Origin of the sequence: Phyllobacterium myrsinacearum (assembly GCF_014138285.1) — a bacterium.
Lineage (GTDB): Bacteria > Pseudomonadota > Alphaproteobacteria > Rhizobiales > Rhizobiaceae > Phyllobacterium > Phyllobacterium myrsinacearum_A.
In genome coordinates this window covers 36,283-54,887 of record NZ_JACGXN010000005.1, presented here as the reverse complement: position 1 = coordinate 54,887, position 18,605 = coordinate 36,283, and the positions used below count along the sequence as shown (strand labels likewise).

Annotated in this window: 17 protein-coding genes; 6 read left to right on the top strand and 11 right to left on the bottom strand. The window is 54.4% G+C overall.

Features of this window, described 5'->3' with window-relative positions; all coding sequences use genetic code 11:
* The first annotated feature begins 123 nt into the window (after nt 1–123).
* Nucleotides 124–801, top strand: coding sequence for a GntR family transcriptional regulator (locus tag FHW16_RS16425; protein WP_182550312.1), 678 nt, complete (start codon nt 124–126; stop codon nt 799–801).
* A gap of 11 nt (nt 802–812) precedes the next feature.
* On the opposite strand, the gene FHW16_RS16420 is transcribed toward FHW16_RS16425, so the two are convergent.
* The 8 genes from FHW16_RS16420 to FHW16_RS16385 form a co-directional block, all read right to left on the bottom strand.
* Complete coding sequence (locus tag FHW16_RS16420; protein WP_182550311.1) at nt 813–1,808, bottom strand: ABC transporter ATP-binding protein; 996 nt, start codon at nt 1,806–1,808, stop codon at nt 813–815.
* A complete protein-coding gene (locus FHW16_RS16415; protein ID WP_182550310.1) occupies nt 1,805–2,791 on the bottom strand; it encodes an ABC transporter ATP-binding protein in 987 nt (328 codons plus the stop codon). The genes FHW16_RS16420 and FHW16_RS16415 overlap by 4 nt, the downstream gene beginning before the upstream one ends.
* Entirely contained in the window at nt 2,784–4,280 is a 1,497-nt protein-coding gene (locus FHW16_RS16410) for an amidohydrolase family protein (protein ID WP_182550309.1), read from the bottom strand. The genes FHW16_RS16415 and FHW16_RS16410 overlap by 8 nt, the downstream gene beginning before the upstream one ends.
* A complete protein-coding gene (locus tag FHW16_RS16405; protein WP_182550308.1) occupies nt 4,277–5,470 on the bottom strand; it encodes an amidohydrolase family protein in 1,194 nt (397 codons plus the stop codon). The genes FHW16_RS16410 and FHW16_RS16405 overlap by 4 nt, the downstream gene beginning before the upstream one ends.
* A 7-nt stretch (nt 5,471–5,477) precedes the next feature.
* Nucleotides 5,478–6,437, bottom strand: a complete 960-nt coding sequence (locus tag FHW16_RS16400; RefSeq protein ID WP_182550307.1) for an ABC transporter permease — start codon at nt 6,435–6,437, stop codon at nt 5,478–5,480.
* A gap of 23 nt (nt 6,438–6,460) precedes the next feature.
* Nucleotides 6,461–7,429 carry an ABC transporter permease gene (locus FHW16_RS16395; RefSeq protein ID WP_182550306.1) on the bottom strand — a complete coding sequence of 323 codons (969 nt, stop codon included), beginning with the start codon at nt 7,427–7,429 and terminating at the stop codon, nt 6,461–6,463.
* Nucleotides 7,430–7,484: 55 nt separating this feature from the next.
* Nucleotides 7,485–9,044: an ABC transporter substrate-binding protein gene (locus FHW16_RS16390; RefSeq protein WP_182550305.1), complete on the bottom strand. Its 1,560-nt coding sequence runs from the start codon at nt 9,042–9,044 to the stop codon at nt 7,485–7,487.
* A gap of 85 nt (nt 9,045–9,129) precedes the next feature.
* Complete coding sequence (locus FHW16_RS16385; RefSeq protein WP_182550304.1) at nt 9,130–10,698, bottom strand: ABC transporter substrate-binding protein; 1,569 nt, start codon at nt 10,696–10,698, stop codon at nt 9,130–9,132.
* A gap of 307 nt (nt 10,699–11,005) precedes the next feature.
* On the opposite strand from FHW16_RS16385, the gene FHW16_RS16380 reads away from it, so the two are divergent.
* A complete protein-coding gene (locus FHW16_RS16380) occupies nt 11,006–11,935 on the top strand; it encodes an alpha/beta hydrolase fold domain-containing protein (RefSeq protein ID WP_182550303.1) in 930 nt (309 codons plus the stop codon).
* 75 nt (nt 11,936–12,010) lie between these two features.
* Here FHW16_RS16380 and FHW16_RS16375 read toward each other — a convergent pair whose 3' ends face one another.
* Together FHW16_RS16375 and otsB are read right to left on the bottom strand one after the other, a co-directional pair.
* Nucleotides 12,011–12,238 (bottom strand): hypothetical protein, encoded by a 228-nt coding sequence (locus FHW16_RS16375; RefSeq protein WP_182550302.1) that lies wholly within the window; start codon nt 12,236–12,238, stop codon nt 12,011–12,013.
* 113 nt (nt 12,239–12,351) lie between these two features.
* Nucleotides 12,352–13,134: a trehalose-phosphatase gene (gene otsB / locus FHW16_RS16370; protein WP_182550301.1), complete on the bottom strand. Its 783-nt coding sequence runs from the start codon at nt 13,132–13,134 to the stop codon at nt 12,352–12,354.
* Between the two features lie 149 nt (nt 13,135–13,283).
* Between otsB and FHW16_RS16365 the strand changes: the two genes are divergently transcribed.
* Together FHW16_RS16365 and FHW16_RS16360 are read left to right on the top strand one after the other, a co-directional pair.
* Entirely contained in the window at nt 13,284–14,693 is a 1,410-nt protein-coding gene (locus FHW16_RS16365) for an alpha,alpha-trehalose-phosphate synthase (UDP-forming) (RefSeq protein ID WP_182550300.1), read from the top strand.
* A 467-nt stretch (nt 14,694–15,160) separates the two neighbouring features.
* Nucleotides 15,161–15,775 (top strand): 3'-5' exonuclease, encoded by a 615-nt coding sequence (locus tag FHW16_RS16360; protein ID WP_182550299.1) that lies wholly within the window; start codon nt 15,161–15,163, stop codon nt 15,773–15,775.
* A gap of 207 nt (nt 15,776–15,982) precedes the next feature.
* Here the strand turns inward: FHW16_RS16360 and FHW16_RS16355 are convergent, their stop codons facing one another.
* Nucleotides 15,983–16,888: a LysR family transcriptional regulator gene (locus tag FHW16_RS16355; RefSeq protein ID WP_182550298.1), complete on the bottom strand. Its 906-nt coding sequence runs from the start codon at nt 16,886–16,888 to the stop codon at nt 15,983–15,985.
* Between the two features lie 113 nt (nt 16,889–17,001).
* Here FHW16_RS16355 and FHW16_RS16350 point away from each other — a divergent pair, with 113 nt between their 5' ends.
* Together FHW16_RS16350 and FHW16_RS16345 are read left to right on the top strand one after the other, a co-directional pair.
* Nucleotides 17,002–17,832 (top strand): SDR family NAD(P)-dependent oxidoreductase, encoded by an 831-nt coding sequence (locus FHW16_RS16350; protein ID WP_182550297.1) that lies wholly within the window; start codon nt 17,002–17,004, stop codon nt 17,830–17,832.
* 1 nt (nt 17,833) lies between these two features.
* Nucleotides 17,834–18,589 carry an SDR family NAD(P)-dependent oxidoreductase gene (locus tag FHW16_RS16345; RefSeq protein WP_182550296.1) on the top strand — a complete coding sequence of 252 codons (756 nt, stop codon included), beginning with the start codon at nt 17,834–17,836 and terminating at the stop codon, nt 18,587–18,589.
* The last annotated feature ends 16 nt before the right edge of the window (nt 18,590–18,605 follow it).

Sequence of the window (18,605 nt, the reverse complement as noted above, 5' to 3'; positions counted from 1 at the left end):
TCTCCCGATTCAATTACATATCGTGTACAATTTTTAGGTATTATTGTCTACAATAATGCAGACAAATTAAGTTGACATTTTTCATTGGATCGCGATTGTCTGTCACAATCGGGAGACAGGCAAATGACTGAACAATCAGGGGTTTCAACACAGCAGATTGTTGAACGGGTATGGCTTTCCATAGCCGAGCGCAGACTTCGACCTGGCGTGCAGCTCAAAGAAGGGCAACTGGCGACTATCTTTGATGTCAGCCGTGCCCGCATCCGGCAAGCTCTCGTTGCGCTCGAACGGGATGGGCTCGTCATGATCATCCCCAATCGCGGTGCATTCGTGTGCCAGCCGTCGGTAGATGAAGCACGTGACGTCTTTTTTGTTCGCAGGGCCGTTGAACGCCGCATCGTGGAACGGCTTTGCCAGTCGATCTCCAAGGTGAACGTCGCACGTCTGCGCACGCATATTTCCAAGGAACGGACCGCCAACACCCAGAATGTCACGACCGATATCATCAAGTTGTCGGGTGGCTTTCATCTGTTGCTCGGGGAGGTTGCAGGTTCGGATTTTCTCTTTGCAACCATGCGCGATCTGATCGCAAGAAGCTCGCTGATCACAGCAGTTTACCGGAATACCAATCGCTTCAACTGTGGTCCCGACGAGCACGCTGAAATTGTCGAGGCAATCGCAAGGGGTGACGTGTCGACGGCAACCAAGCTCATGGAACATCATCTGGAGCATGTGGAAACCGAACTCGATTTGAGCGAAATCCGGGACCTCCCGCATGATTTGCGTTCAGCTCTGGCCTGAAGGGCAGCGCGTTATACCGATACATCAGCCGCTCTCTCATCCACCAGATGGCAAGCCACGCGGGTCCCGTTTGTGAGTGTACGCACATCGGGAATTTCCACCGAACAGCGCGCTGTTGCGACCGGACAGCGCGGATGAAAGGCACACCCCGATGGTGGCTTGAGCGGGCTTGGCACCTCTCCTCCCCCGACAACACGGTCCCTGTTTGGCTTCTGGACATTCGGGATCGTCTGCAGCAGGAGTTGCGTGTAGGGATGACGAGGATCGGCAAAAAGTTCTTCCGTATCTCCCTCTTCCACGATACGTCCAAGATACATGACCGCTATGCGATCCGACATGTGGCGCACGACACTCATGTCGTGGCTGATAAACAGGTAGGTAAGGCCAAGTTCGTCCTGCAATCTGCGCATGAGATTGAGAACCTGCGCCTGCACTGACACATCAAGCGCAGAGGTTGGCTCGTCGCATACGAGGAACTCGGGCTCGCTGGCGAGCGCCCGAGCGATTGAAATGCGCTGGCGCTGACCACCGGAAAACTCATGCGGATACTTTTCACCATCAGACGCTGACAACCCGACTGTCTCCAGCAGCTCCTCAACGCGGTCGGTGATTGCAGCCGAGGTCTTGAGCAGCTTCAACTCACGCAGTGGCTCGGCAACGATATTTTTCACACGCCAGCGGGGATTGAGCGATGCATAGGGATCCTGGAAGATCATCTGCACCGAAACAGGTGCGCCATTGCGGCCAGGCGCGAAGCGGAGTTCACCACCGCTTGGCTTGTGCAGCCCTGTTACAAGACGCGCCACCGTTGATTTACCGCAACCGCTTTCTCCAACAATGCTCAAGCACCCACCCGCCGGTACGGTGAAGCTGATATCATTGACAGCCTGCAGAAGCTGCCGTGGTTTGCGTTCAACGACCCGGCTCAGCCACGGTGCAGAGACATCGAATGTCTTGACGAGGTGTTCAGCCGTAAAAGCCGGCATTTTCTGTCTGATCTCGGTCATTGGATTCCTCCCGCATTGAGCCAGCATGCGCTCGCACCATCCCCGGCTGGCATAAGCTCAGGCCTTTCGCGAATACAGCGCGGGCCTGTCGATTTGCAGCGTGGATTGAAAGCGCAACCATTCGGAATGGCACCGGGCCGCGGCATTGATCCATCGATCTGATTGAGGCGCTCCACCCGCGCCGCAAGCGCTGGAATCGAAGCCATGAGCCCGCGCGTATAGGGATGCGTAGAGGCATGCAGCACCTGATTGACCGAGCCAAGCTCAATCAGCCGGCCTGCATACATGACAGCAACCCGGTCCGCTGCCTCTGCAATAACGCCCATATCGTGCGTGACAAGCATAACAGCGGTGCGCTTCTCCTTGCAGAGTTTGCGCAGCAGCGAAATAATCTGTGCCTGAATGGACACATCCAGCGCCGTGGTTGGCTCGTCTGCAATCAGGAGCTTGGGTGATGCAGCAAGTGCCAGAGCGATCACGACCCTTTGCCGCATTCCGCCGGAAAACTGGTGCGGGTAATGATTCACCCGCTCATCCGGTGAGGGAATACCAACTTCTCCAAGCAGTTCGACAGCCCGTGCTCTCGCCTGTGTTTTGTTCATGTTGAGATGCTGGCGGATCGTCTCGCTCAGCTGAGCTCCTACGGTGAAAAGCGGATTGAGCGAGGTCAGCGGATCCTGGAAGATTGCACCGATCTCCCGGCCGCGAATCTTCTGCATCTCATAGTCATCGAGGGTATCAATTCGACGCCCCTTGAGCCAGATTTCGCCACCACTGATGTGACCGGGACGTTCAAGCAAGCCCTGTATTGCCAATCCGGTCATCGACTTGCCGGCGCCGGACTCGCCAACCACCCCGAGAATTTCGCCGGCCCGAATGTTGAGGCTCACGTCCGACAGTGCGGCAACTGTCCCGTGGCGCCCAGGGAATTCCACCGTGAGATTGCGAACCTCGAGGATGGGCTGATCGGTTGTTTCACCCATTTGCATCACTCTCTATTGGATAACTCGGAGGAAATATTTCGGAGACGGATGGAAGCGCCCAGCTTCGCTCGGGGTATTTGGCAACAAGCGCGTCGAACTGCCTTTGTGCCCGTTCACGGGCAGACTTCATGTCAATGCCGGCAACCTCGCCGAAGAGCATGGAGGGCCGTCCATCGACAAAGACTGCTCGCGTCACCTTGCCCGATCCGCCTGCGACAAGCGTTGTGATGGGATCAATCGACGGCGCCATTATCGCGTCATCAAGGCCAAACACCGCAATATCAGCACGTGCTCCTGATGAAAGATGGCCAAGGTCGGGTCTGCCGAGAGCCCTTGCACCGCCAAGCGTTGCAGCGTCGAAGAGATCGGCACAGCGCACCCGGTCTGGCACGCCATCATTGATACGGGAGGTGACCAGACCGACAAGCAGATTCATCAGCATATCGGCTGGCGCCGTGTCGGTCCCCATGGCAATGTTGATCCCGCGGGTGCGGCATGCTGAAAACGAATTGAGCGTGCTACCACCACGGGCAGAAACCAGCGGGCAATGCACAATTGAGACGCCGTTCGCTGCATAAAGACGAAGATCTTCGTCCGTCGCATTGGTCGCATGGGGAGCAATCAGCCGATCGCTCAATAGTCCTGATTTCGCGAGCCACACCGGCGCTGTTGAGCCATGCAACGCACGAACCGTATCCACCTCCATGATGCCTTGCGCCATATGCAGGCGAATCTTGCAGCCAAGCTCACGCGCTGCGGCATCGGTGCGCTGGAGCAATCCGAGTGTACACGTTTCAACACGGTCAGGAGCAAGCAAGCCCCTCACAAGGTCTCCATAACGTCCAGTTTGCCGTTCAATGAAACGCACCGCGTCTTCCAGGCCGCGCAAGCCGCGTTGCTCATCGAAAACCGGAAGTATCTGCCCCGGATTTTCAAGAACCATCCCGCCCGAACGGTAAGCTGGGCTGAGATAGATCCGCAAACCAAGTTCTCCCGCCGCATCCGCAGCGGCATCGAATTCAGCAACCGTCTCACCCCACTCGCGATAGAACAGCGAAGCGATTGGTGCAGCTGTGGTTATACCGTTCAGCAGAAGCTGACCGAAAGCAAAGCGCTTCTGGAAAGCCAGCTCTTCGGATGAATACATTTCATAGGGACCAGTGTCGACATAGGAGCGAGGCCAGACACGGCCCTTGGCCCAGCCCGGATGGTTGTCGATACCCAGGATGGTCGTATCGAGATCGGACAACGCATCAAGATCAATGAAGCCCGGACTGATCAGCGACTTACCGAAATCGACCCGGCGCGCCACCTCTCCCGGAAAGCGATGACCGGCGAACAGAATTTCGCCGTTCTCGAATACCACTTCACCGTTGGGGAGAAGGCGATGGGTTCCGTCGCGGTGACCAAGCACCCAATCCGCAGTCAGCAGCGTTCGTCCCTCTGGCCTGCCACCGAGCGTTAGTGTCTCAAGTCCGGCTTTTGTCATGGCATGTCCACAACGGCTTGGCCCTGTCGAGCAGTGATACGCCCGCCTTTGACGACCAGCGGACGCGGCCCAATATCAACAACCGCATGCGCCAGCGTTTCGCCTGTCAGAAGTGTCAGGTCAGCCGTGCAACCAACCTTCAGGCCATAGCCTTCGATCTGCATGACATCAGCGCCACCTTGTGAAACGATATGAAGAACATGCTCCAGTTCGCGATCCTTCCTGAGCCCGTTCTTCATGCCGATGATCTTGGCACGGTCGAGCATGTCGGGCTGGCCCCATGGCCCCCAAGTGTCACGAATACCGTCACAACCGCCACCAACGCGTATGCCCGCCTCTTTCAGCCTCATGACCGACGGAACAGCAGCAGATGGCGCGCCTGTCGTCAGGATCGCCACATCAAGCGCCACAAGTTCATCAATCAACTTTCCGACCCGGATGTAGTCATTCATCCCAAGCGCAAACGCGTGACTTATGGCAACTTTACCCTGCATGCCGTGCGCACGAATGCGCTCAAAAATAAGCTCCATGGTGAACGCACCAAGATCAGCGGCCTCGTGCAGATGGATATCGATTGGCCGTTGATGCTTCACGGCAAGTGCAAATATGATATCGAGTTGGCCCTTCGGATCGCGATCAATGCCGCAGGGATCGATCCCTCCCAGCACTTCACAGCCTTGGCGCAGAGCCTCGTCAAGCAATTCGGTGGTACCTGGCATAACCATGACGCCGGACTGGGGGAAGGCAACGATTTCGATATCAATGATGCCACGCAGCTTTTCGCGCGTTTCCCATACGCCTTCGACGATGGACAGTCCGTGGGTGGGATCGATGTCGACATGACTGCGGATATGCGTCGCGCCATGCGCTGCCAGCCCGATCGCGTGCCGCATGGACTGCCGGTGAGGATCAATTCCGATCGCACTGCGGTTCTCACGCTCGAAATCGATGCGCTCGCGCAGTACAGCCGCCCGATTGTTCTCATGCCACGGCATGCCCCATGTTGTCTTGTCGAGATGTGTATGAGCATCGATAAGACCGGGAATGACAATGGAGTTGCCTCCATCCTCGACTGGCATGCCGGGCTCAGGCGCAAATTGACCGAAACCGGCTATTTTTCCGTCCTTGATCAGGACATCACAGTTATCGCCAGCCATGGGCCGTACGTTACGGAGCAACAAGTTGGACATGTTTTACCTACCTCAATTTCGGATTTAGGGCATCACGCAGCCAATCGCCGAGCAGGTTCACAGCAACGACGAGAAGGCAAAGCTGGAGCACCGGAAACAGCACAATCCACCACGAGCCTGAAAACAGGAATTGGTTGCCGATGCGGATCAATGTCCCCAGTGACGGCTGGCTCGGCGGCATGCCAATGCCCAGAAAGGAAAGTGTAGCCTCGGTAAGAATGGCCATGCCGAAGTTCAACGTCGCAGCCACAAGAACCGGCGTGAGCGTATTTGGCAGGATATGGTTCGCCATGATCCGGCGAGCAGGCACCTTGATCAGCCTTGCCGCATGCACGTAGTCCTTGCCGCACTCTACGATCGTTTGAGCACGAACCGTCCGGGCATATTGAACCCATGCCGACAGGGCAATTGCAAACACCAGCACGGCCGAGGCACCAATCTCGCGAAGTTCCACCGGAAGCATTTGCCGAACGACGGTCGAAACCAGGATCGCAACAAGAATGGTTGGGATCGAAAGCGTGACATCGCCGATGCGCATCAGAAGATTGTCGACAAAGCCCTGGAAATAACCCGCCACGAGACCCGCGCTCATGCCGATCAGCAGGGACAGAGCAACCGATGCAATGCCAATGAAAATGGAGATGCGCGTCCCGTACAGGATAGCCGAGAGCATATCACGGCCCTGTGTGTCGGTTCCCAGCAGGTAGGGCCATTCGCCACCCTGCTGCCAGATGGGCGGAAGTTCTGCTTTCCACATATCCAGTTGCGCCCCGTCATAGGGATTCTGGACGGCGATCAATGGCGCAAACACGGACGTGAGGATCAAAACTGTCAGAATAATGGCGCCAGCCATTGCTATCTTGCTGTGCGTGAACGACCACCAGAGGTCGCTGTTGCGCATGCGCCTCAGCAGCGGCGGGCGCGCCGGCCTTGGCGCTTTTGGCGTCTTCGATACATCGATTGTCATCGAACAGGTCCCTAACTCTGGGTCTAACGTGCGCTGCGCAAACGTGGATCGATGACCGCATAAGCGATATCCACCAGCATGTTCAGAACAACGAAAATGAAAGAGATGATGCACAGATATGCCGCCATTACGGGGATATCGATGAATGTCACCGCCTGGATGAACAGCATGCCCATGCCCGGCCACTGAAAGACGGTTTCGGTGATCAGTGCGAAAGCGATGAGGGAACCGATGTTCATTGCCGTCATTGTAACGACCGGCATCAGGCAATTTCTCAATGCATGCCGGAAATAGATGCGCCAGCGGGGAATGCCCCTCGCCCGTGCAAATTTAATGTAATCAGAACGGAGCACTTCCAGCATTTCTGCCCGCACCAGCCGCATGATCAGCGTGATCTGGTAAAGTGACAGCGCAATGGACGGCAGAATGAGTGCTGCACGCCCCGAAGATGTCAGCAACCCCGTCGACCACCAGCCAAGCCTGACGACGTCACCACGTCCGAATGCAGGCAACCATCCCATGCTGACCGAGAACACCAGGATCAGCAGGATACCAACGACAAAGCTGGGCAGCGACACTCCGACAATGGAGATGAACTGAAGGCCTTCCGTATACCATTTGCCGCGTTTGATTGCTGTCAGAACGCCGAGAGGAATACCGAATACCAATGAAATCAATGTCGCCACCAGCACCAGTTCCAGGGTTGCAGGAAACCGGTCCGCGATCAGCGTCAGAACATCCTGGCCATTACGATAGGAGATACCGAAATTGCCCTGCGCCGCATGAATGACGAAGCGGACGTACTGGGTCGGCAGATTATCGTTGAGACCCAGGCGTTCGCGCAGATTGTCGCGATCCGCCTGTGTCATCTGTTCATTTGCCATAAGTTCAACTGGATCGCCGGCAAGCCTGAAAATCAGAAAGGCGAGCATGGCCACTGCGAGCATCACCAAGATTGCGTTTGCCAAGCGCCTCACAATAAAAACCAGCATATGTCGCCTCCCTTAATTCTGTTTGCCTTGAGCCAATCGAGGCGAACCGCCCAACCTACTCGGCAAAATGCGTCAGCCAATGCCGGGATTTGTTGTCAGGCAGTTGAACGATGCGATCGATCTTGTCCGTCATCACCCAAGCCATCGGCTGCTGATGCAGAGGAAGCATGATGATCTCATCCTTGACCATCTGCAGGGCTCTGGTCTGCAGTTCCAGCCGCTTGTTCCTGTCCATTTCTGTCGAGGCCTGCACGACCAGCTTGTCAATTTCGGGATAGCTCCAGCCGCCCCAATTGAAGACACCGGCATTGTCTGTCTTCGTCTCGATCATCTGAAGCAGGATGGAATAGCTGTCGAGCATCGGCTCGTTCGCCCATCCGATCAGATAGACGTCAGCCTTGCCATTCGTACGCTTGGGTGTCTGCGCAGCTACCGGTGCAATGTCGAGCTGCGGCTTGAAGCCTGCACGGCTGAGCATATTGACCATGCCCTGGCAGAGCTCTTCCTCGTTGACATAAGCATCCGTCGTGCACACGAACGTAAAAGCAAAATCCTTTGCTCCAGCCTCTGCCAACAGCTTCTTGGACAGTTCCGGATCATAGGAAACCGGCTTGTCGAGCGCCTCCGTATAGCCCGGAATTTCCGGTGCAATGATTGCACCCGCAGTGCGCGACTTACCCCGCATAATGCGCTTCTGGATCAGTTGGGGGTCCAGAGCATGTGCGAAAGCCTGACGGACGCGCAGATCATTGAATTTATTGTCGGTGTCATTGGTGAGCTTCGGCTTGCGATTGAACCCGATCATAACCGTCCGCAGATCAGTGCGCTCCATGACCTTGAGTTCGGGTTGGGCCGAGAGCCGGGGCAGATCTTGAGACGGTGCATTGTCGGTGAAATTGATCTCGCCGGACAGAAGAGCTGCAACACGTGTTGCCGCAGATGTTATCGGAGTGAATTCAATACGGTCGATATTCGTTTCAGACTTGTCCCACCAATTCGGATTTTTAACCAGAACCGTCTTGCTGTCCGGTACGCGGCTTTCAATGATGAAAGGGCCTGTGCCGTTGGCATGATAGGTAGCATAACCCTCAAGCTTTGCACCGACATCGGTCGGTTTCAAGGAGTTGTTGTCTGCCAGCCAGGTCGCATCAAAGATGTGAATGTTCGTGAGGTCATTCAGCAGAAGTGGATATGGGCCCGTCAGCTCAATGTCGATGGTATAATCATCGACTTTCTTGGCAGATTTGTAGGCAGGCAAATTCCCGCGCAAAGGCGAGGTCTTGTCACTCACACGCGTCAGTGACGCCAAGACGTCATCGGCGGTGAAGTCCGCACCGTTGTGAAATTTTACACCCTTGCGCAGATGGAACCGCCAAATCGTGTCCGACACCGTCTCCCACGACGTGGCCAATGCGGGTTCGATCTTGAGCTTGGCGTCATACCGGACAAGGCCTTCATAAACGTGGTTCAGGAAAGCAAGCGTGTAGCTGTCACCGTAAGAATACGGATCGAGCGAGTATATATCATGGGGCGCGCCCCATTTGAGTGTGGCGGCTTGGCTGGGTAAAATCAGGCTCATTGCCACCGCGGCTGCGAGGCCTAGTTGCTTCAACATTTTGGTTTGCTCCGCTTCTGGACGTTTGCCGCCTCCTTGAACGGAGGTCTTGCTGGTTATCAGACAGCGCCAAAGGCGCTGCAGATCAGTCGGTCATGCGTGTCAGCCAATGCCGAGGCTTGTTGTCGGCCCGGATGACCACACTTTCAATCTTGCTGGTCATGGCCCATGCCATCGGCTGCTGGTGCAGCGGGATCATGATTGCCTGATCCTTTGCAAATTTCAGCGCAGCAGTTTCAATCGCCAGACGTTTGTCACGATCCTGTTCCGCGGCAGCCTGTTTGACCATATTGTCGAGTTCGGGATATGACCAACCGCCATAGTTTGCGACACCATCGGCACCACGACGGGTGGAAAGCACCTGAACCAGAATCGAATAGGCATCAAGCGTGGGTTCGTTCGCCCAGCCAACCATATACACGTCGGATTTGCCGCTTGAGCGTTTTGGCGTCTGTACGGCACGCGGCCCGATGTCGAGGGTTGGCTTGAAGCCGGCGCGCGTCAGCATATTGACGACGCCTGAGCAAACATCCTCCTCATTGACGCTTTCATCATTCATGCAAAGATAGGTGAATGCGAGATCGCTCTGCCTCGCTTCAGCTAGAAGCTTGCGTGACAATTGCGGATCATAGGTCGCTGGTTTGTCCAGCTCTGCATCGTAGCCCGGTATCTCCGGGGCAACCAACACGCCGGCCGGATGTGCCAGACCGCGCATAACCTTTTTGTTGATCAGGTTCCGGTCAATCGCATGGTCGAATGCCTGCCGCACGCGCAGGTCATTGAACGGATTGTCGCGCCCGTCCGCCAGCTTTTCACGGCGATTGAATGCGATGGAAATCGTCCGCAAATCCGAGCGTTTGTCTACTTTGATTTCCGGCGTTGATTCAAGCCGGCTGATATCCTGAATAGGTGCAGCATCAACGAGGTCGACCTCCCCTGACAACAAGGCAGCTACCCGTGTTGCAGCAGACGTAATCGGTGTAAATTCGATGCGGTCAATATTGTGCTTCTTCTCATCCCACCAGCCGTCATTCACAACGAGAATTGTCTTGCTGTCCGGAACGCGGCTCTCGAGCTTGAAAGGCCCAGTTCCATTGGCGTGATAGGTGGTATAGCCCTCGACTTGCGCACCAACGTCGGTGGGCTTTTCACTTTTGTTGTCGATGAGCCACTGGGCATTGAACATGAAGATGTTCGTCAGATCGTTGAGAAAGAGCGGCGACGGTGCCGAGACTTCAATGTCGACCGTATAATTGTCCACCTTCTTCGAGCCAACATAGAGAGGAATATTGCCTCTGAGCGGCGAGCTTGGGTCACTCACACGTTTGAGCGACGCAATGACATCATCAGCAGTGAAAGCCGCACCATTGTGAAATTTCACGCCCTGGCGAAGTTTGAAACGCCAGTATTTGTTGTCGATGAGCTGCCATTCCGTGGCTAGCGCCGGAACAACCTTGAACTCGGGCGTATAGCGCACCAGCCCTTCATAAATATGATTCAGAAAAGCCAGATTGGACGTCGATCCGTAGGAGTAGGGATCAAGGGAGAATATGTCCCGCTGCCCGGCCCATCGCAGCGTTGCGGCTTCGGCCGCCGTTCCAAACAGCAACAATGATGTTACCGCTATCAAGACGGATTTTCGCAGTCGCGTCATCAGTACTTCCTCCTCCCATGAGCGCTGTCGCTAGGCACGCCTGCGACTTTTATTCCCCCTTCCATAGGCCATAGGGATTTCTCTTTGTCAACTATATTGTCGACAATTTTCTCAATCATTGGCGCCAATAAAGTATACATTCTACACGGAACATCATTGAATTCGCAGCCGCCCATAAAGACGGTGGTTAGGTAACAAAGATGCCCCTATGATTTGTTTTGCTTACGGCAAGTATAAATTGATTGTGTCGAATGCTTGCGTTATCAAAATACTGAATAGTCTGTGATACTTCCCCATGAGGTGCAGCATGCAGAACCCATTCCCCGCGAACATGAGCAGCTATGTTGCCGGGCAAATTGCCAAACTTGAAGATGAGCAACGACGTCAGGCAGAGATTACCGCAGCCTATGCGGCATCAGACATTTTTGCAGGGATTGATGGGACTGGCGTGTTCAATAACCAGCAATATCAGTTGGAGTTCCAGAACAGCTTCGTCAATCGAATATTTCGGGAATGGAATACCCCCGCGAAGTTTTACAGGCGCGGCCCGAGTATAGATGGAGTTGCGACAGCTAATCTGGCCTTTGCAGCCTTTGAACATGTCTACAAGTTGTATAGCCAAAAAAATGGCAGGCCCAAGCGGATTTTTCTCGCTGGTTACAGCCGGGGTGGAGCAGCGGCTACCAAAGTCTGTGACCTGCTGCAGGACCGCGGCGTTCCCGTTCATGGCCTTTTTCTGTTTGATGCCGTTGACCGTGCAATGCTGATCACGCCCGGCTTCATTCCCAAAAATGTAGAGTACTGCTTCCATGCTCGGCGGGATCCTCGAAGCAATTCAAGAAACAGTTTCGGAAGCTACGGGACGAAAGCCCATCGCGATACGACGGTCTATCGCGAACGGTTCTTCTACTGCACCCATGGCGGCATGGGCGGTGTCCCCTGGCTCCATGCCGATCCGGATGGTTATATCAACGAAGCAGAGAATATAAATTTAGGAAAGCCTATCATACAAAACCCTGTTCTTCGCAGCCTGGCGTTGACCAATCCGGCCACCGCAGGATTGGTGATATCCGATCATCTGGCGCGCCAAGGAAATAATGCCTATCGTGCGGCTGGCCGCACGAACGTAACGCTACAACAGGACAAGGCAGGTTCTGCAGAAGTTGGACAGTGGATGTTTGCGGCACTCAGGGAATTGCGCAAAGACAATGCAACTGCCCACGTTCCAACCTCTTGACGGCGAACAGCAAAGATCACGCTGCGTCATCGGCCAATTGCCCTGGCAGCCATCAGTCTGACGTGATCAAGCCTGCTAGTGGTGAATATGTTCGCCCGTCACCCAATCAAACTCGTCAGCGGGTGGTTGCTGTGCGCATCGCTGTGCGATTTTCGCTATAGCCTGCGCAGCCTCTGGCACATCCCACCCAGCTTCCGTGGCCTCTCTTATGAGGGCGTAAAATGCAGCATTCAACGCGCGCTCGCACTCGGCTTCACGACCCTTACGATCAATACCAATTGTGGGATGATTGATCTCAATCATTCTACAGTTCTCCTTATGAAGGTGTGTAGTAACAACTGTTCACCTCCAGTTCGGTTCCTAAAAAGTTAATCTACACGTTCATCCGCTCCGGATCGGAACGATCGTTCCATGCGTCATTTCTCATCACGGCCGGGCCGGTTTTCTCCTGCATGCGTCGCTTGACCAAGCCAAGCTTGCACCATGGCAGGCGATTCAACCCTCGACCGTGCTTGACTGACATGACCGGGCGAGCCGACGAGTATGGATTGACCGCTCAGCGTGTTGGCAACTTTGAACATCGCTTCATCGGTAAGATCATCTCCAATCGCCAGCGGCAAGCGTTTCGCAAATGGCGGCGAACGCATGAATTTTGCCAACGCACTGCCCTTATTGGCTCCGCTTGGACGAATTTCAACGACCATTTTGCCATCCTGGCGCGTCCAATGCGGGCCCAGTTTCAGGAATAGCTGCGTGACGCATACATCGATTTCTGCAAATGCGGCCGGCGCCTGACGATAGTGAATGGCCAACGCGGCCCCTTTGTCTTCGAGGATAACTCCGGGCCACTTTGCAACAATCCCTTCGAAGGATCGCTTTGCATTGTCCAGACGATGTTCATCAACTGGTGTACGGCTGACTGATCCGTCCATCTCATGGCGCATTTCATTTCCGTGCAATCCGGCAACGGGAAACCTGTATGGACGGAAGAGTGTATCGACAGACTGAATTGAACGGCCACTCACCAATGCCAATGCTCCATCCAGACGAGCAGATAAATCCGCAATCTGGTGCGGTAGCTTGGGTGGCATGATCACCCCATCGGGCGTATCGGCGAGATCGATCAATGTGCCATCGACATCCAGAAAAAATGCCCATCGCCTTAAATCATCGGGGAACACCTGGCTAATGCCCGTCATAACTGCTCCTTTTTGCCATTCCCACCCACTGCAAAAGGGGGGAAATCGTTCCAGGGAAAGCGCAACAAAGTCAAACGCTCCTGATAAGGGAACATATGAGGAGCCAAAAGGTTACATCCTATAACCCGTAAAAATGTAAGGATGCTCCAATGGAACGATTAGTTGTAATCTCCAATCGCACCGGCGATCTTGAAAACAAGACTCAGACCGGCGGGCTTGCGGTAGGCATTGTTGACGCCTTAAGAAGCCGCGGCGGCATGTGGGTGGGATGGAATGGAGAGGTTGGAAGAGAGTCGAAGGCCTCTCGCAAGACCTATGACAACGTCATCTCGCTCACGATGCCCTTATCGGAAGAAGAGCATGAGCAATATTATCTCGGATTTGCAAACAAGGTTCTGTGGCCCGCATTCCACTATCGATTGGATTTGATGGATCACAGAACTGAATTCGTCGACCGCTATGCGGCGGTGAATCGCAAGTTTGCCGATATGACCTGTCCGCACCTTCGGGAAGATGATCTGATATGGATCCACGATTATCATCTTATACCGTTGGCGGCAGAATTCCGGCAGCGGGACTGCAGACAGAAAATCGGATTCTTTCTGCACATTCCATTTCCGTCGGCTGATGTATTTTCTGCCATCCCCTATCATGACTGGCTGCGCGAGTGCTTTCTCCAGTTTGATCTGATTGGCCTGCAGACAAAAAATGACGTTCAGAATTTTTGCCGTTATCTGAGAGAGCATTCCGACGTTGAATTCATCACATCGAACACCGTGCGATGGCATGACCAAGTTATAACCATTGCGGACTTCCCTATCGGAATCGATGTTCAGCAATTCGCGGAAATGGCCCATCAGGATGATGACACGATAGAACTGGAACGTATGCGCCGCACGGTGTTGAAGCGCTTCCAGATCATTTCAGCCGACCGTCTCGACTATTCAAAAGGCCTTCCTCAACGCATGAAAGCATTCCGGAAATTCCTTGAGGATTGTCCGGAATATCAAGGCCGCGCCGAATACCTGCAGATCGCTTCGCCTTCAAGGGAGGATGTGTCCGCTTATGCCGATATCCGCGCCGAGCTCGAAGGGTTGACCGGAGCCGTGAACGGCAAGTTTGCCGATTTTAACTGGGCACCCATCCAATACATAAACCGCAATATCCCCCGAGAACAATTGGCACAACTGTTCCGGTGCAGCTTGGTGGGCCTCATCACGCCTTTGCGCGACGGGATGAATCTGGTCGCGAAGGAATATGTTGCTGCCCAAGACGACAAGGATCCGGGAATACTCATCCTGTCAAAATTTGCCGGTGCTGCTGAAGAGCTGGATCAAGCAATCATTGTCAACCCGTATGACATTCATGACGTTGCGCAGGCCCTCAAGAGGGCAGCAGTCATGTCAATGGATGAACGGCGCGAACGGCATCGCAGCCTCTTGAAGCAAGTCACTGGAAATGATGCCAACCAATGGAAGGACAACTATCTCGCAGCATTGCAGTCCGCCGGGACCTCCGGAGAATTAAAGAAGCGCTTTGCGATTCATCGGGCAGGTTGAGAAACATATCCCGCATCCCTCCCGGTATGCCAGGTTCGATTTATAGTTCAAACTGAGACTCACGCATTAAATGTTTTCAATAACTTGCGTGAGACCGAAGTGCATATCGTGTCACTTCATGTGAGACGGCAGAGGATATTTGTTACACTCAAAGTGGGATGGATGGACCGGTCGATCGACCGTAAGGACGGTCAAGAAAAAATCATTGTAACCAGCTTTGGAAAAGGAAAACGTGTTCGCCTGACCTGCCAAAAACTTATACCTCCACTGAGATTCCAATTGAAAAATTCCCCATTGGAATGTCAAAATTGGTTAAAAACTCTGAGAATCTCAATTGAACTATAAATCGACAACGGGAATACTGATTTTTGTAGCGAATTCGCTCGCAGAAACCTGCCAAAGCCGGGGATACTTGCGACGGAAATTGTCTGCGACAAGCAAAGCACGCTTCAAAACGGGGAACAATCATGAAGACAGCGATTGTGTTCGACTGCGAATTTCTTTGCGTCGAGGGTTCGCAACGCCGGTATTGGTGCGCAGCGATTGACCCTGACCCGGTTATAGCGCAAATCGGGGCCGTCAAGCTCGGCCTTGAAGGTGCGTTTCCTATCCTGGATACATACAGATCCTATGTTCGGCCCATCGACCGCTTCGGTAAAAGCTATCCGCTTGATCCATACTTCACGGATCTGACAGGCATCACCCAAGAGAGCATCGATGCCGAGGGTGTTGACCTGCAGAAGGCTCTTGCTGGCGTTGACAGATTTTCGGAAGGCGCCCGGTTTTGGTCATGGGGCAAGGATGAACTGAACATGGTTGCCATCAGTTGCTATGTCGCAGGGGTTCAGCCTTCCATCCCAGCTTGCCGCTTCGACAATGCTGTCAAGCTCTTGATCGCAGCGGGGATGCCAATCGAGGATCTGGCGAAGACGCCAAGCAACAAGCTGGCCAACTATTATCAACTCGAATATCCTCCACTACAGGGGCACGATGCACTGGATGACGCTCTTTCTGTAGCATATACGCTGCAACATCTGATGAAGACTGGAAAATTGCAGCCAGAAATCTTCGACCGCAGATAACAGCCGCGCCTTTTCTAAGTTTTAGGACACTTCGCCCGGATCTGTCGTAAACTGTTCATAGCTTGAATGGGCTTGCAGGTGACGTCGCATTATCTGTTGATATGTGCGGTGATGCCATCTTGTCGAACTCAAGCGGCCAAGACGACGGCCGTCCACTCCGCCATTACTTTCAGACGATGAAGATGGAGCGATGGCAGAAAACGAGCTTCAGGCACCGGCTCGTACGGCATCGATGAAAACCCGCAACGCGGGTGCCATATGGCGCTGTTTGGGATAGCACAGGAATAGCCCCGGAAATACAGCGCACCAGGGATCGAGAACGCTGACGACCCTTCCTTCAGCAATGTGGTCTTCAACGGTGTCTTCGATTGGAAATCCGATCCCTATCCCTTTGAGGGTCGCGCTCAGCGCCATTTCCTTGTCACTGAAAATCAGCGGACCACCAACGGAGACGCTGAACCAGGTTTCATTCTCGAAGAATTCCCAAGCATAGGGCGTCGCCCGGCCCGGCCAGCGCCACCGTATACAACGATGATTTATAAGATCGCGCGGATGCTTCGGGCGCCCATGTCGTGCAAGGTAATCAGGTGTCGCCACCACCACCTGCCGAAGCTCTGATCCCAGACGAACAGCGATCATGTCGCGCTCGATCACCTCCCCTATACGCAACCCCACATCGAAACCGCCAGCGACTATATCAATGACCTCGTCATCCAGCGTGATGTCGAGCAGTATCTCGGGGTAGCGTTCGGTGAAGCTGGAAAGAATGGGTTCGATGTGCTTGCGGGCGGCAGATCGGAACGAATGCACCTTTACCGTCCCAGCAGGATTCTCCCCCGAAAGGCGAGCCTGTGCAACAGCACTTCCGAGCTCGAATGCAGCGGGCCTGACCCGTTGAAGCAAATTTTCACCAGCCTCCGTCAGTGACACGTTTCGCGTCGTCCGGTGGAGGAGGCGCATCTCCACTCGCTCCTCGAAACTTCGTACCATCTGGCTCAGCGCTGAAGGCGAGACGCCGAGGCTGTCGGCGGCCCGGGAGAAGCTCAGAAATTCAGCAACGGCGATGAAAGCCCGCAGCTGGTTGTAGTCATGTCCGGCAAGCAAGATATCCATTTTTGCACCATACATTGCTTAGCTCATCTAACAAGTGCTGTAATTTCTGAATGCATTATAAAGGCGTCGGCTTTGTGTCATTTTCTCTCTGAGAAATTGAAAAGGGTACAAAAATGACAACGTGGTTCATCACAGGGATTTCACGCGGCCTTGGCAAAGCACTTGCCGCGGCGGCATTGGCAGAAGGGGATACTGTTATTGGAACGGTTCGAACGGGGTCATTCGAACTTGATCATGATCGCGGCACATTGCATGTCTTGAATGTTGATCTGGCCGACGGCCAAGCCGCAGCTGCCAGCGTAACGAGGGCCTTTGAAATAGCGGGGCAGATCGACGTTATCGTAAACAATGCCGGATACGGCCTGCTGGGCGCATTGGAAAAGGCATCCGATACGGATGTCGAGAGACTGTTTGCTGTCGATGTTTTTGCACCGTTTCGAATTATTCGCACGGCATTGCCTTACCTTCGTGCGCAAAGGTCCGGGCACATCATCAACATCACTTCGATCGCCGGGCGCGCGCCAACCACCGGGTCGGCCGTCTATGCTGCCGCCAAATACGCGCTTGAAGGGCTTTCATCAGCATTGGCACTCGAGATCGCATCGCTTGGCATCAAAGTGACGGCAGTCGCGCCTGGTGCATTCCGGACAGACTTCCTTTCGTCTCACTCAATCCGCAAAAGTGACGCCGAAGATATTGCCTATGCCGAGACTATTGGAAGGAGTTCTGCTGCCTTCGATTCCGTTGCGGGCCGGCAGCAGGGCAATCCCGATCTCGCGGCACAGGCGATCATTGACTTGGTCCGCTCCGATAAACCACCTCTTCATTTGCTGCTCGGCAGTGACGCACTGCGCCGTGCCCGAAGCAAACTGGATCAGATTGCCGATGAGATCGATGCCTGGGAAGCCGTTACCCGCAGCACCGATTTCGAGCACGGCGCATAACATGAATAGTCAAATCCCCCACGGATGGGATCTGTCGGGTAAAGTGGCGGTGGTGACCGGTGCCGCGCGCGGTATCGGTCGCGAGACAGTGCTGTTGTTCAACGCTCGGGGTGCTCGCATCGTCGCCAGCGACCTCAATCCGGCAATACGGGAGTTGGAGAATGAAGATGTCGCGATCATTTCCGGCGACGTTGCCGAAGAGAAAACGGCCGTACGCACTATGGCGCTTGCCATGGAACGCTTTGGCGCAGTGGACATCCTCGTCAACAATGCCGGGCAAACCATGAACAAGCCGTTGACAGCAATGAGTGTCTCAGATTGGGACCGCATCATGGCGGTGAATGCCCGCGGCAACTTTTTGCATTCGCGCGAGGCGGTGAAGATCATGGTCAACCAACGGGGGGGCGTGATCGTCAACGTTGCCTCGATCGTCTCAACCGTCGGCATGAAAGATACAGCGGTCTATGCAGCTTCCAAGGGCGCAATCGCCCAGCTTACCAAAGTCATTGCAGTCGAATATGGCGATCATGGTATCCGCGCCAACGCCGTCGCACCAGGTGTCGTCGAAACCGATATTCTCGAAGGCATTGTGGAAGACAGCAAGGCGACACTGGCGAGCTACGCCGGGGTCCATCCCATCGGACGCGTCGCCCAGCCAATCGACATCGCCGAGGTCATCGCCTTTCTTGCCTCTCCCGCCTCTGCATTCATGACCGGAGCCCTGGTCATGGCTGACGGTGGTTACACAGCTCTATAATCCTAGGGGAAACGAA

Coding starts and splice junctions, on each gene's coding strand:
- FHW16_RS16410 (WP_182550309.1), bottom strand. CDS start 4,280: ATGACAAAAGCCGGACTTGAGACACTAACGCTCGGTGGCAGGCCAGAG.
- FHW16_RS16380 (WP_182550303.1), top strand. CDS start 11,006: ATGCAGAACCCATTCCCCGCGAACATGAGCAGCTATGTTGCCGGGCAA.
- FHW16_RS16400 (WP_182550307.1), bottom strand. CDS start 6,437: ATGACAATCGATGTATCGAAGACGCCAAAAGCGCCAAGGCCGGCGCGC.
- FHW16_RS16360 (WP_182550299.1), top strand. CDS start 15,161: ATGAAGACAGCGATTGTGTTCGACTGCGAATTTCTTTGCGTCGAGGGT.
- FHW16_RS16415 (WP_182550310.1), bottom strand. CDS start 2,791: ATGGGTGAAACAACCGATCAGCCCATCCTCGAGGTTCGCAATCTCACG.
- FHW16_RS16345 (WP_182550296.1), top strand. CDS start 17,834: ATGAATAGTCAAATCCCCCACGGATGGGATCTGTCGGGTAAAGTGGCG.
- FHW16_RS16395 (WP_182550306.1), bottom strand. CDS start 7,429: ATGCTGGTTTTTATTGTGAGGCGCTTGGCAAACGCAATCTTGGTGATG.
- FHW16_RS16420 (WP_182550311.1), bottom strand. CDS start 1,808: ATGACCGAGATCAGACAGAAAATGCCGGCTTTTACGGCTGAACACCTC.
- FHW16_RS16385 (WP_182550304.1), bottom strand. CDS start 10,698: ATGACGCGACTGCGAAAATCCGTCTTGATAGCGGTAACATCATTGTTG.
- FHW16_RS16425 (WP_182550312.1), top strand. CDS start 124: ATGACTGAACAATCAGGGGTTTCAACACAGCAGATTGTTGAACGGGTA.
- FHW16_RS16350 (WP_182550297.1), top strand. CDS start 17,002: ATGACAACGTGGTTCATCACAGGGATTTCACGCGGCCTTGGCAAAGCA.
- FHW16_RS16365 (WP_182550300.1), top strand. CDS start 13,284: ATGGAACGATTAGTTGTAATCTCCAATCGCACCGGCGATCTTGAAAAC.
- FHW16_RS16375 (WP_182550302.1), bottom strand. CDS start 12,238: ATGATTGAGATCAATCATCCCACAATTGGTATTGATCGTAAGGGTCGT.
- otsB (WP_182550301.1), bottom strand. CDS start 13,134: ATGACGGGCATTAGCCAGGTGTTCCCCGATGATTTAAGGCGATGGGCA.
- FHW16_RS16390 (WP_182550305.1), bottom strand. CDS start 9,044: ATGTTGAAGCAACTAGGCCTCGCAGCCGCGGTGGCAATGAGCCTGATT.
- FHW16_RS16355 (WP_182550298.1), bottom strand. CDS start 16,888: ATGGATATCTTGCTTGCCGGACATGACTACAACCAGCTGCGGGCTTTC.
- FHW16_RS16405 (WP_182550308.1), bottom strand. CDS start 5,470: ATGTCCAACTTGTTGCTCCGTAACGTACGGCCCATGGCTGGCGATAAC.